The 13,041-nt window shown below is 50.9% G+C and carries 9 protein-coding genes, 1 tRNA gene and 2 pseudogenes; 7 read left to right on the plus strand and 5 right to left on the minus strand.

The features are described from left to right. The first annotated feature begins 172 nt into the window (after positions 1–172). The 6 genes and pseudogenes from ACK8NJ_RS18430 to ACK8NJ_RS18455 all read left to right on the plus strand — a co-directional run. Positions 173–3,271, plus strand: coding sequence for a type I restriction endonuclease subunit R (locus ACK8NJ_RS18430; RefSeq protein WP_411961867.1), 3,099 nt, complete (start codon positions 173–175; stop codon positions 3,269–3,271). Further along, positions 3,265–4,902 (plus strand): HsdM family class I SAM-dependent methyltransferase, encoded by a 1,638-nt coding sequence (locus ACK8NJ_RS18435; protein ID WP_411961868.1) that lies wholly within the window; start codon positions 3,265–3,267, stop codon positions 4,900–4,902. The genes ACK8NJ_RS18430 and ACK8NJ_RS18435 overlap by 7 nt, the downstream gene beginning before the upstream one ends. Continuing rightward, positions 4,892–6,160, plus strand: a complete 1,269-nt coding sequence (locus tag ACK8NJ_RS18440) for a restriction endonuclease subunit S (RefSeq protein ID WP_411961869.1) — start codon at positions 4,892–4,894, stop codon at positions 6,158–6,160. The genes ACK8NJ_RS18435 and ACK8NJ_RS18440 overlap by 11 nt, the downstream gene beginning before the upstream one ends. A gap of 340 nt (positions 6,161–6,500) precedes the next feature. Next, positions 6,501–6,971, plus strand: a complete 471-nt coding sequence (locus tag ACK8NJ_RS18445) for a hypothetical protein (protein ID WP_411961870.1) — start codon at positions 6,501–6,503, stop codon at positions 6,969–6,971. Next, positions 6,968–7,070, plus strand: a pseudogene (locus ACK8NJ_RS18450) (helix-turn-helix domain-containing protein). Before ACK8NJ_RS18445 ends, ACK8NJ_RS18450 begins: the two are co-directional and overlap by 4 nt. A gap of 46 nt (positions 7,071–7,116) precedes the next feature. Next, positions 7,117–7,319: pseudogene (locus tag ACK8NJ_RS18455) on the plus strand (integrase); the annotation flags it as partial. 14 nt (positions 7,320–7,333) lie between these two features. Here the strand turns inward: ACK8NJ_RS18455 and ACK8NJ_RS18460 are convergent. The 3 genes from ACK8NJ_RS18460 to proB form a co-directional block, all read right to left on the minus strand. Next, positions 7,334–7,409: transfer RNA gene (locus ACK8NJ_RS18460), tRNA-Thr, on the minus strand. A 114-nt stretch (positions 7,410–7,523) separates the two neighbouring features. Then, positions 7,524–8,777: a glutamate-5-semialdehyde dehydrogenase gene (gene proA, locus ACK8NJ_RS18465; RefSeq protein WP_247840799.1), complete on the minus strand. Its 1,254-nt coding sequence runs from the start codon at positions 8,775–8,777 to the stop codon at positions 7,524–7,526. An 11-nt stretch (positions 8,778–8,788) separates the two neighbouring features. Continuing rightward, positions 8,789–9,892: a glutamate 5-kinase gene (gene proB, locus ACK8NJ_RS18470; RefSeq protein ID WP_001285288.1), complete on the minus strand. Its 1,104-nt coding sequence runs from the start codon at positions 9,890–9,892 to the stop codon at positions 8,789–8,791. A 287-nt stretch (positions 9,893–10,179) separates the two neighbouring features. Between proB and phoE the strand changes: the two genes are divergently transcribed. Further along, on the plus strand, positions 10,180–11,235 hold the full coding sequence (gene phoE / locus ACK8NJ_RS18475) for a phosphoporin PhoE (RefSeq protein ID WP_000749881.1): 1,056 nt from the start codon (positions 10,180–10,182) through the stop codon (positions 11,233–11,235). Positions 11,236–11,273: 38 nt separating this feature from the next. Here phoE and crl read toward each other — a convergent pair whose 3' ends face one another. Together crl and frsA are read right to left on the minus strand one after the other, a co-directional pair. Continuing rightward, positions 11,274–11,675 carry a sigma factor-binding protein Crl gene (gene crl / locus ACK8NJ_RS18480; protein WP_000174681.1) on the minus strand — a complete coding sequence of 134 codons (402 nt, stop codon included), beginning with the start codon at positions 11,673–11,675 and terminating at the stop codon, positions 11,274–11,276. Between the two features lie 57 nt (positions 11,676–11,732). Further along, positions 11,733–12,977, minus strand: a complete 1,245-nt coding sequence (gene frsA, locus ACK8NJ_RS18485) for an esterase FrsA (protein WP_328115035.1) — start codon at positions 12,975–12,977, stop codon at positions 11,733–11,735. Positions 12,978–13,041: the final 64 nt, after the last annotated feature.

The raw sequence follows: 13,041 nt of genomic DNA on the forward strand, positions 1-13,041 counted from the left end.
CATTAAACAAAAAATTCAAACTTACCCCCATTCGGGCAAAGTGCGACAAATATGCTCGGTCGGTTTAAAGAGAACGTGTAACATAGATGCAAATCGAATAGACATTGTTGCCAGCCGTTCCAAGGTTGTGGGGCGCTGCATGGCCTGAGACGTGATAAATACAGGGAACACAATGAAATTCACTGAAGATACCCGAGTAAAAATCCCCGTCATCCTCCACCTGATACGGCTGGGCTACCACTACCTGTCCCTTAAAGAACAACGCTGGGACAAAGAAACCAATATCTTCCCTGACCTCTTCACCGCTGCGATTGGCAGAATAAATCCCGGACTTGCGCCAGACGACATCGGACGCCTGTTAAAAGACCTCACGCTGCTTCTCGACAACGATGATCTGGGCCGCGCCTTCTTCGAAAAACTCAGCGACCGTTCCGGCATCAAGCTGATCGACTTCGACGACTTCAACAACAACAGCTTCCATGTTGTCACCGAACTGACCTGCGAAAACGGTGATGAAGAGTTCCGCCCGGACATCACGCTGCTGATCAACGGCATGCCGCTAATCTTTATCGAAGTGAAAAAACCCAACAATCGGGAAGGCATCGTCGCAGAACGCAACCGCATCAACGAACGCTTTAAAAACCCCAAATTCAAACGCTTCGCCAACATCACCCAGTTCATGATCTTCTCCAATAACATGGAGTATGACGACAGCGACCCGGAGCCGATTCAAGGGGCATTCTACGCCAGCAGCTCTTACAGCAACCCGGTATTCAACTACTTCCGCGAAGAAGAACTCTTCAACCTGACCAACTTACTGAAACCGCTGTCAGAAGAAACCGAAATCGCCGTCCTGAAAGACAACAACCTGGAAGTGATCCGCACCAACCCAGAATTTCAGACCAACAAAGATCACAACCGCCCGACAAACCGCCTCTGTACCGCGCTGTTGAGCCGGGATCGGCTGGCATTTATCCTGCGCTATGCGCTGGTGTATGTAGCCGAACCGGGCGGCATCCAAAAACACATCATGCGCTACCCGCAGCTCTTCGCCACCAAAGCGATTGAGCGCAAACTGAACGCTGGCGTGAAAAAAGGCATTATCTGGCACACCCAGGGCAGTGGGAAAACCGCATTGGCATACTACAACGTGCGCTTCCTGACAGATTACTTCCAGAATCAGCAGGTGATCCCGAAATTCTACTTTATTGTCGATCGTCTTGATCTGCTCCAGCAGGCGCAGCGTGAATTCACCGCCCGTGGCTTAATCGTTCACCTTATCGACTCCCGCGAAGCCTTCACCCGCGATATCAAAGCGACGCAGGCGCTGCACAACCACCACGGCAAAGCGGAAATCACCGTCGTCAACATTCAGAAATTCCGCGATGACCCGGATGTCGTCACCACCAAAGACTACGACATCAACATCCAACGCGTGTACTTCCTCGATGAAGTCCACCGCAGCTACAACCCCAAAGGGAGCTTCCTGGCGAATTTAAGCCAGTCGGACACCAACGCCATCAAAATTGGCCTGACCGGTACGCCTCTGCTGGGCACAGACTACAACTCCCGCGACCTCTTCGGCGACTACATCCACAAATACTACTACAACGCCTCCATTGCCGACGGCTACACGCTGCGCCTGATCCGCGAAGAGATCGCCACCAACTACCGGATGATCCTGCAACAGGCGCTAAAAGACGTAGAAGTCAGAATGGGCGATGTGGATCGCAAATACATCTACGCCCATCCCAGTTTCGTCAAACCGATGCTGAACTACATCGTCACCGACTTTGCCAAAAGCCGGGGCGCACTGAATGATGACACCATCGGCGGCATGGTGATTTGCGACAGCTCAGAACAGGCCAAGCAGATGTTTGAGATATTCAACACTGACTACGCCGAATCGCCCACCGCTGCCGATGAAGTCGCCGAAGAAATGCCGGTATTACAGGCCGCAGAGCCTGCCGCCGTTTACCAGATCCACGCCAAAGAAACGCGGAAAATCAAACGCGCCGCCCTGATCCTGCACGACGTCGGCAGCAAGCAGGAACGCAAAGAGTGGGTGGAGCAATTCAAAGCGGGCGAGATTGACCTGCTGTTCGTCTACAACATGTTGCTCACTGGCTTTGACGCCAAACGGCTAAAAAAACTCTACCTCGGGCGGGTGATCAGAAAGCACAACCTGCTCCAGGCGCTGACCCGCGTCAACCGAACCTACAACCACTTCCGCTACGGCTATGTGGTGGACTTCGCCGACATCCGCCAGGAATTTGACGCCACCAACAAAGCCTACTTCGAAGAACTACAGGCTGAACTGGGCGATGAAATGGAGCATTACTCCCGCCTGTTCAAATCGGCGGATGAGATCCGCGAAGAAATCGAACACATCAAAGACGTTCTGTTTAGCTTCGATACCGAAAACGCGGAAATCTTCACTGACCAGATAAACCAGATCCAGGACCGGGAAACCGCGCTGGTACTGAAAAACGCGCTGGCCGACGCCCGCAGCCTGTACAACCTGGTTCGCCTCCAGGGCAACACTGAGTTTCTCCAGGCGCTGGATTTCAACAAACTCAACATCCTTTACCGCGAAGCCAGCCGTCGCCTCGACTTACTCAACCTGAAAGCGGATCTGGAACAGGGTGTTGACCTCTCCGGCCTGCTGAACCGGGCGCTGGAAGAGGTGATCTTTGAATTCCACAAAGTGGGCGAAGAAGAGCTGGTACTGGCCGACGAGCTGAAAGAGACGCTGCGCCGCACCCGCGAAGCGCTGGCCGCCAACTTCGACCAGCAGGACCCGCAGTTCGTCAGCCTGAAAGACGAACTGGAGCGTCTGTTTAAGAAAAAGAAACTCAGCGAAGTCACCCAGCAAGAAATGGTTGCGAATATCGGCACACTCAATAAAATTCATGGCCGCATCAAAGAGCTAAACCGCCAAAATAACCTGCTGCGCCAGAAATACCGGGGCGACGTGAAATACGCGCGTACCCACAAACGCCTGCGCGAGCGCGGCGGCCTGAGCGAGCCGGAGCGTAAAATCTTCGAAGCACTGCTTAGCGTTAAGCTGGATGCGGATGAAAAAGTGCTGAACAACAGCCAGATACTGAACAATGAAAGCTATTTTGAGCGACATATGGAGTCATGCGTCATCACGCACTTTGAGGATGAGCACCATATCACTCTGACCTCCAGTGCGGTAAGCGACATCAACCGCCTGATTGTGGCGGAATACCTGAACGAATTTAATACCGGAGCACGAACGTGGTAGAACTGGAATTTAGAGACAAAACCAAAGCCCTGATCGACAGCCTGAAAAGTATCTGTGCGAACTACGGCCTGGGCAACGACGGTAACGAATTCAAAATTATCACTCAGGCATTCCTGTACAAATTCCTGAACGACAAATTCGCTTTTGAGGCCAAACAGAAAGATAAAAGTATCGCCAGCGCCGAAAGCTGGGAAGATGCGCTCAGCGCAATGAGCGAAGATCAACTGAAAAAGCTGCAACAGCGGATGGCCCCGGATACCGCCCGCCTGAAGCCGCACCATTTTATTCGTTACTTGTATAACCGACAAAACGCAGCGGACTTTGCCAGAACTTTTGACGACACCCTGATGGACATCGCCGCCACCAACAACGACGTCTTCGCGGTCAAAACCGACGGCGGCGCGAAAGTGGTGCTGTTTGAACGCCTCAGCCAGTACATCGCCGACGAATCAAAGCGCGATGACTTCTGCCGCGCCATTATCAACAAACTGGCCGATTTCAGCTTCGAACGCATCTTCACGCAGAAATTCGACTTCTACGCCACCATCTTTGAATACCTGATCAAAGACTACAACAGCAACTCCGGCGGCAAATACGCGGAATACTACACGCCCCACGCCGTGGCGCGCATCATGGCGGAAATCCTGGTGCCGAAAGCTCAGCAAGGCGTGGTGCGCAACGTAAGCTGTTACGACCCGTCCGCCGGTTCTGGCACGCTGCTGATGAACGTGGCGCACGCCATCGGGGAAGATCGTTGCAGCATCTTTGCGCAGGACATCTCGCAGAAATCCTCCAACCTGCTGCGCCTGAACCTGATCCTCAACAATCTGGTGCATTCGATCCCCAACGTGATTCAGGGCAACACCATTCTGCACCCGTTCCACAAGGACGGCAGCGCGCTGAAACGCTTTGACTATATCGTCTCTAACCCGCCGTTTAAGATGGATTTCAGCGATTTCCGCGACGATTTGGATAGCAAGGAAAACCAGCAACGTTTCTTTGCCGGGATACCAAAAATCAAAGCCAAAGCCAGGGACAAAATGGAAATTTACCAGTTGTTCCTGCAACACATCATTTTCTCGCTGAAACCGGGTGGCAAGGCGGCGGTCGTGGTGCCGACCGGCTTTATCACCGCGCAGTCGGGCATTGATAAAGGCATTCGCGAGCATCTGGTGAAAAACAGGATGCTGGCGGGCGTGGTTTCCATGCCGTCGAATATCTTCGCCACCACCGGCACCAACGTGTCGATCCTGTTTATTGACGCCAGCAACAAAGAGAAAGTGGTATTGATCGACGCCTCAAATTTAGGTGAAAAGGTCAAAGACGGTAAAAACCAGAAAACGGTACTGACCGAAGAAGAAGAGCAGCGCATCTGCGAAGTGTTCAACAATAAGTGGAGCGAAGAGGATTTCTCGGTGGTGGTCAGCTATGACAAGATCGCCGCGAAAAACTACTCGTTCAGCGCCGGGCAGTATTTTGATGTGAAAATCGAATACACCGATATGACGCCTGAACAGTTTACCGCGAAGATGAAAGGATTTACGGAGAATCTGGAAAGTTTGTTTAGCCAGTCGCACGAGCTGGAGGTGGAGATTAAAAAGCAGATGGCGGGGCTGAAGTATGACGCATAGTTATATGACTACCATTGGAGAAATTGCTGAAGTTTTTGATGGGCCACATGCAACACCTAAAAAACTTCCTTCCGGCCCATACTTCCTAAGCATCTCAAGCCTGGATAAGGGGAGATTGGATCTTACGAAGTCAGCCTTTTTAAGCGAGGAAGATTTTAAAAAATGGACCAAAAGAGTTACACCTGAAAAGGGAGACCTTCTTTTCTCTTACGAAACCAGACTTGGTGAGGCGGCACTCATGCCTGCTGGCGTAAGGGCGTGTCTTGGTCGACGCATGGGCTTGTTGAGGTTCAATAAAGCTAAAGCTATGCCAGAGTATGTTTTATATGCATATTTGTCGCCAGCATTCCAACAAACAATAAAAGCAAATACGCTCACAGGCGCTACTGTAGATCGTCTTTCGATAAGTGAATTTCCAAATTTTCCAATTCGCATACCGCCTCTTGAAGAACAGAAAAAAGTGGCGAATCTATTAGGTAGTATCGATAAGAAAATCGCCCTCAACAACCGTATCAACGCCGAACTGGAAGCGATGGCGAAAACGCTGTACGACTACTGGTTTGTACAGTTTGATTTCCCTAATGCCAACGGAAAACCGTATAAAACCTCCGGCGGTAAGATGGAGTATAACGCCACGCTGAAACGGGAAATTCCGGCGGGGTGGAATGACTCCATTCTTGGTAAGTTTATTGAGTTAGATCGTGGCGTTACTTATAGCAAAGAGGATGTTCGAACTCAGGATGATAAAGATACGATAGGCATTCTTCGCGCTACAAATGTGACGGGAAATAATGTTGATATTGATGATTTAGTCTTCATTCCATCTAGTAGAGTAAACGTTAATCAAATGCTAAATAAATTTGACATATTGATCGTGATGTCAAGTGGTAGTAAGGAGCATGTAGGGAAGAATGGCGTGTATTATTTCGAAAAAAAACATGCATTTGGCGCATTTTGTTCAAAAATTACACCCGTCAGAGAATACAGATATTTTATAAATACATTCCTGCAATCGAAATGGTTTAAGTCTTATATAAACAATCAGTGCTTGGGAACTAATATTAATAACCTGACCAATACGCATATCACTAAGTGTGAAATCATATGCCCCACTCCTGATGTTGTGGCGTTATTCGAGAATAAAATGATGCCAATTTATAATAAACTGGCATCAAACACTCAAGAGAATAGTCATTTAATCCAACTCCGCGACTGGCTCCTCCCTCTACTTATGAACGGACAGGTCACGGTCAAATAATCCCCGGCGTGGTTTTGCGAGGCGCATTCCAGATCCGCATTGCGCCGCACTCATCGTAGCAAAACCGCTTGCCGTTCATAACCGATCGCAGTATCTTTCTCCCGCGCCTGCAAAATCAGGCGTCGGGATTGGAACCCTGAATTACTTCATCGACGACATATGGCGCGTTAGCGCTTTTTTTGTGTCGTGCGTTCGGCTACACCTCAATGGCGGGCCGGGCGGGGGCGTCGCAAGACGCGCCGGTGTCGATGAGGCCGGTAGTTCCAACCCCGTCCGGTTCCGCCACCCAAGAGATTGGAACCTCTGGTGGTGGTAAACATTACTCATCGGAGGTTGCCCTATGGCTACAATCCTCACCCCTGACTGCGATTTACTCGATCTGTTGTCCGTCCCCTTCAATGCCACCACGGATTTCACTGTCCTTGCTGACTACTGCACCCGCTTCGCCGAAACCCTGATAGAAACCGACGATCCCGCGCTGCGGCTGGCGCTGTGCGGACGGCTTCACGCGGCTCTTGCGCTACTGCAACCCACACTGCATGACCCCATCCCGCCGCATCTTACCGAAAGCCTGACCGTTGATACCCTTCCCGCCACACAAGAGCACTTTATTTCCGAACCAGATTCCTTGTGTGAATACTGCCTCGCACTACTCCAGCTTCTGCTGGAACGCCCGGCGGAGCCAAAAATGGAACAAACCCTGACCGGGCTGCTGTGTGAGCTGGTCTGGTATTTCACGGAAGGACTCAAATCCCCGCGCTGGCTGCGTACCGCCGACGGCGTAAAATTTATCAGTGAGGTGGCCGCATGATGCAACAGGACTGGCATTCCACCGACATTATCGCCACGCTGAAAAAGCGGGGAACGTCTCTGGCGGCACAGAGAAAAACTCATTGCGGAAGCGCTGTAAATATCGCCAGAAATCATCTGGCCTTCAAGGTACTTTGATAGCAAAGGCAAGCAGGCTGGTTCAGTCCAGTGTTTCTCTTCTTGCATTTTCAGAAATGGGAGGCTGGGAGTCTATCGAAATGTTTCGTCGATATGCTCACCTCGCGCCTAATCACCTTACCGAACACGCACGGCAAATAGACTCAGTCCTGAACCCATCGGTCCCAAATTTGTCCCAGTCAAAAAAAAGGAAGGTATTAATTATGTGTAACTTATTGATTTAAATGGTGCCGATAAGAGGAGTCGAACCTCCGACCTTCGCATTACGAATGCGCTGCTCTACCAACTGAGCTATATCGGCCCTGAAAGGACATGTTCACGAACGTGAATCACGGTGGACAAGGTTAAAACTAACCAGGCGATGCGTCAATGGCCTTGTGAATCAAATGGCTACTTTTGCATCACCCGGTTTTATTTACGCACGAATGGTGTAATCACCAATGCCGATCCACTTGTAAGTGGTCAGTGCTTCCAGCCCCATTGGGCCACGCGCGTGGAGTTTTTGTGTACTTACCGCCACTTCCGCACCCAGTCCAAACTGGCCGCCGTCGGTAAAACGCGTTGAGGCGTTAACGTAAACAGCGGACGAATCCACTTCGTTAACAAAACGCTGGGCGTTGCGCATATCGCGGGTCAGGATCGCATCGGAGTGTTGTGTGCCGTGTTCACGAATATGGGCGATGGCATCGTCAAGATCGCTGACGATTTTGACGTTCAAATCTAATGACAGAAACTCATCGTCATACTCTTCCGCTTTCACAGCCACCACCTTCGCGGGGCCTGTCTGCAACTGCGCCAGCGCAGCTGCATCTGCGTGTAATGTCACGCCGCTTTCCGCCATTTGTTTGCTTAATGCGGGCAGGAAGCTATCGGCGATGTTTTTATTCACCAGCAACGTTTCAACCGTATTACATGTGCTCGGACGCTGGGTTTTCGCGTTGACGATTACTTTCAGGGCTTCAGCGATCTCTGCACTTTCATCAACATAAATATGGCATACGCCTATACCACCTGTGATCACCGGGATCGTCGACTGTTCGCGGCACAGTTTATGCAGGCCAGCGCCACCACGCGGGATCAGCATGTCGATGTATTTATCCATACGCAGCATTTCACTGACCAGCGCACGGTCAGGATTATCAATCGCCTGCACGGCACCCGCCGGTAAGCCGCAGGATTTCAGGGCGTCCTGAATCACCGCCACCGTTGCAGCGTTAGTGCGACACGTTTCTTTGCCGCCGCGCAGGATCACCGCGTTACCTGTTTTCAGGCACAGCGAAGCGACATCTACCGTCACGTTCGGGCGCGCTTCATAAATCACGCCAATCACCCCCAGCGGCACGCGACGGCGCTCCAGACGCAGACCACTGTCCAGTACGCCGCCATCGATTACCTGCCCCACCGGATCGGCGAGATTACACACCTGACGCACATCGTCGGCGATGCCTTTCAGCCGTGCGGGCGTCAGTGCCAGACGGTCAATCATCGCTTCGCTAAGGCCATTGGCACGCGCGTCAGCAACATCCTGGGCGTTAGCGTTGAGGATGATTTCGCTTTGTGCTTCCAGTTCATCGGCGATTTTTTCCAGCACACGATTTTTTTCGCAGCTGGAGAGTTGCGCTAATTTATACGAGGCTTGCTTTGCGGCAATGCCCATTTGTTCCAGCATCGGCCAGCTCCTTAACGGGTAATCATGTCATCACGGTGAACGGCAACCGGGCCGTATTCATATCCCAGTATTGCATCAATTTCTTGCGAGTGGTGTCCGGCAATACGGCGTAATGCATCGCTGTTGTAACGACTGACACCGTGGGCGATATCGCGACCTTCGAGGTTGCAAATGCGGATGACTTCACCACGCGAGAAATTGCCAGTCACGCTTTTAATGCCTTTCGGCAACAGGGAACTGCCGCGTTCAAGAATGGCGGCAGTTGCCCCTTCATCTACCGTGATTTCACCCGCCGGCGGCGCACCGAAAATCCAGCGTTTACGGTTTTCTAATGGCGTTGCCTGGGCATGGAACAGCGTACCGACGGAAATGCCTTCCATCACATCACCAATAACGCCCGGCTTGCTGCCCGCGGCAATAATGGTGTCGATACCCGCACGGCAAGCCACGTCCGCGGCCTGCAATTTGGTACTCATGCCGCCAGTTCCGAGGCCTGAAACGCTGTCGCCAGCAATCGCGCGCAGTGCGTCATCAATGCCGTAAACATCTTTAATCAGTTCTGCCTGCGGATTGCTGCGCGGGTCAGCGGTATACAAACCTTTTTGATCGGTCAGCAGCAACAGTTTATCGGCACCCGCCAGAATCGCCGCCAGCGCAGAAAGGTTATCGTTATCGCCGACCTTAATCTCTGCAGTAGCGACAGCATCGTTCTCATTGATTACCGGAACGATATTGTTATCGAGCAACGCACGCAGGGTGTCGCGGGCGTTCAGGAAGCGTTCACGGTCTTCCATATCAGCACGGGTCAGCAGCATTTGCCCGACGTGAATGCCATAAATCGAAAACAGCTGTTCCCACAGTTGAATCAGTCGACTCTGCCCTACCGCCGCCAGCAATTGTTTCGAGGCGATAGTCGCTGGTAGTTCTGGGTAACCCAGGTGCTCACGTCCGGCGGCAATCGCGCCCGACGTCACAATAACAATCCGATGCCCGGCGGCATGTAACTGCGCGCACTGGCGAACGAGTTCAACAATATGGGCACGGTTCAGGCGGCGCGATCCGCCTGTTAGCACACTGGTGCCGAGTTTTACCACCAGCGTCTGGCTGTCACTCATGATTCTCTGCCATTCAATTTTAGGAAAAATGATATCAAACGAACGTTTTAGCAGGACTGTCGTCGGTTGCCAACCATCTGCGAGCAAAGCATGGCGTTTTGTTGCGCGGGATCAGCAAGCGTAGCGGCAGTTGTTTACGCTTTTATTACAGATTTAATAAATTACCACATTTTAAGAATATTATTAATCTGTAATATATCTTTAACAATCTCAGGTTAAAAACTTTCCTGTTTTCAACGGGACTCTCCCGCTGAATATTCGCGCGTTAATTAAAATCAGGAATGAAAATGAAAAAGAGCACTCTGGCATTAGTGGTGATGGGCATTGTGGCATCTGCATCCGTACAGGCCGCAGAAATATATAACAAAGACGGTAATAAACTGGATGTCTATGGCAAAGTTAAAGCCATGCATTATATGAGTGATAACGACAGTAAAGATGGCGACCAGAGTTATATCCGTTTTGGTTTTAAAGGCGAAACACAAATTAACGATCAACTGACGGGTTATGGTCGTTGGGAAGCAGAGTTTGCCGGTAATAAAGCGGAGAGTGATACTGCACAGCAAAAAACACGTCTCGCTTTTGCCGGGTTGAAATATAAAGATTTGGGTTCTTTCGATTATGGTCGTAACCTGGGCGCGCTGTATGACGTGGAAGCCTGGACCGATATGTTCCCGGAATTTGGTGGCGACTCCTCCGCACAGACCGACAACTTTATGACCAAACGTGCCAGCGGTCTGGCGACGTATAGGAACACCGACTTCTTCGGCGTTATCGATGGTCTGAACTTAACCCTGCAATATCAAGGGAAAAACGAAAACCGCGACGTTAAAAAGCAAAACGGCGATGGCTTCGGCACGTCATTGACATATGACTTCGGCGGCAGCGATTTCGCCATCAGTGGAGCCTATACCAACTCCGATCGCACCAACGAGCAGAACCTGCAAAGCCGTGGCACAGGCAAGCGTGCAGAAGCATGGGCAACAGGTCTGAAATACGATGCCAATAATATTTATCTGGCAACTTTCTATTCTGAAACACGCAAAATGACGCCAATAACTGGCGGCTTTGCCAATAAGACACAGAACTTTGAAGCGGTCGCCCAATACCAGTTTGACTTTGGTCTGCGTCCATCGCTGGGTTATGTCTTATCGAAAGGGAAAGATATTGAAGGTATCGGTGATGAAGATCTGGTCAATTATATCGACGTCGGTGCTACATATTATTTCAACAAAAATATGTCAGCGTTTGTTGATTATAAAATAAACCAACTGGATAGCGATAATAAGCTGAACATCAATAATGATGATATTGTCGCGGTTGGCATGACCTATCAGTTTTAATGGATATTGCCGGATGTGATGCATCCGGCACATTTCACTCACGCCGTTAACTTCACCGGTTCATCACGAAAATCATCCGCCGGTTCCAGCTTCAGATTCAGCGTCGCCAGCAGCTCACGCAGCTTCTCATGAAACTCACGCAGGGTGTGCTCCAGTCGTTCAACCACTTCAGTGTCTTTTATCGGAACACTCGTCCAGTCGCCTGCTTTATCGAACAGACCAAACTGGTAACTGTAGGTAAAACGGGATTCCTGCGCTTCCAGTTCCATCCACCAGCCCCAGAACTCACGCACTTCCGGTGCCGGTTTCACGTTGACGCATACAGCCAGACAATCGAAAAAGAATCGATTATCTTCGCACTTACCTTCACGAATATACGGGCCTAGTGCGGTAAATTTTTTGATCAATCTGCTCTTCGGGTGTCCACTCGGTAACGTCATTGCAATCTCCTGTTGTGATGCAACTGTTTTACCAAATTGGTAAAATTTAGCAAATTTTTAACACAATCGTTTTTCGATCCAGTCGGTGATTTCCTGAAGACCTTTGTCAAAATTCCGATACACCGGGTTAAATGGGATCTCTAACAATTTACCGTCAGCAGATGATGAGGTGATTAAGCGTGAGTCCTCTTCCGGGCTGAACGGATCGTTCTTCCAGTAGCCTGATAACATTGGCGTTGGGCAACGACGTCCCAGCAATCCTTGCACTTTTAATGAATAGCGATTCAACTCCACGCGTAACGCTTCGTCGGAAGCATCATGCATACCCAAACGACTCGCCAGAACGTCAAGATACATTTCCGGCACCTGTTGCTGGCACTTAAAATCACTCAACAGGGTATGAACTACCGGACCAAGACAGGCAACCGCTTTCAGACGCGGCGATTCAAGGTATGCCAGACGTACGGCAACGTTAGCGCCGAAACGGAAACCAAAGGCCGCGACGCGAGTGTGATCTACCCACGGTACGTTAGGCAGCGCCTTTACGACGTGCTGATGCAACAGGCTGGAGTCCTGGGTGAGCTTCCATTTTGAAGAAAAGCCCACCGACGGCATATCAATAGTCAGCATCGCAATGCCGCGCGGCGCAAAATAACGTTCATACAGGCTGTAATAGTCCGTCTGCATCGCATCCAGACCACCACACATTAATACTGTCGGGAACGGGCCATCACCTTTCGGCATATGCAAAAAGCCGGTGATGGGCGCACCGCCGGGTACGGTAAACTCCATCTGCCGCATCGTGCCCGGCAGACGCTGAGCGGCCTCTTCATAGGCGCGGTTTGACAAAGCCTGCGCTTGCTCGGCCAGGTCATCTCCTTTCAGATGAGGATAGGCGGCAATGTTGTACAACGTAGCCGCATGCAGCCAGTGACGACCACTGAGTTGCGGATCTTCTTCCGCACAGGCTTTTTGTTGCCACACCATCGCCTGGGTGGCCCACTCATAAATCCAGTTGCCACCACGGTAGCCAATCACCGTATCGTATAAATCATCGTCGGTACGTTCGGCATCGCTCATCACAATACGCGCCTGGACGTCGAGGATTTCACGTGGGTCAATGCCGCGCCAGATCCACATCAGACGGTTAATCATGCGATACCAGTGAGGGATGGTTTTACCATCAAGGGCCGACTGCACAGGCGGTTGTGCGCCGTGATTAAAGCGGCGGACTAGCGTCGAGGTTTCAGGATGTTTAAAGCGGGGTTTGAACAGGGTTTCGCTCAGGTTTGCCTGTGTCATGGATGCAGCCTCCAGAATACTTACTGGAAACTATTGTAACCCGCCTGAAGTTAAAAAGAACAAC

Source organism: Escherichia sp. F1 (assembly GCF_046764225.1).
Lineage (GTDB): Bacteria > Pseudomonadota > Gammaproteobacteria > Enterobacterales > Enterobacteriaceae > Escherichia > Escherichia coli.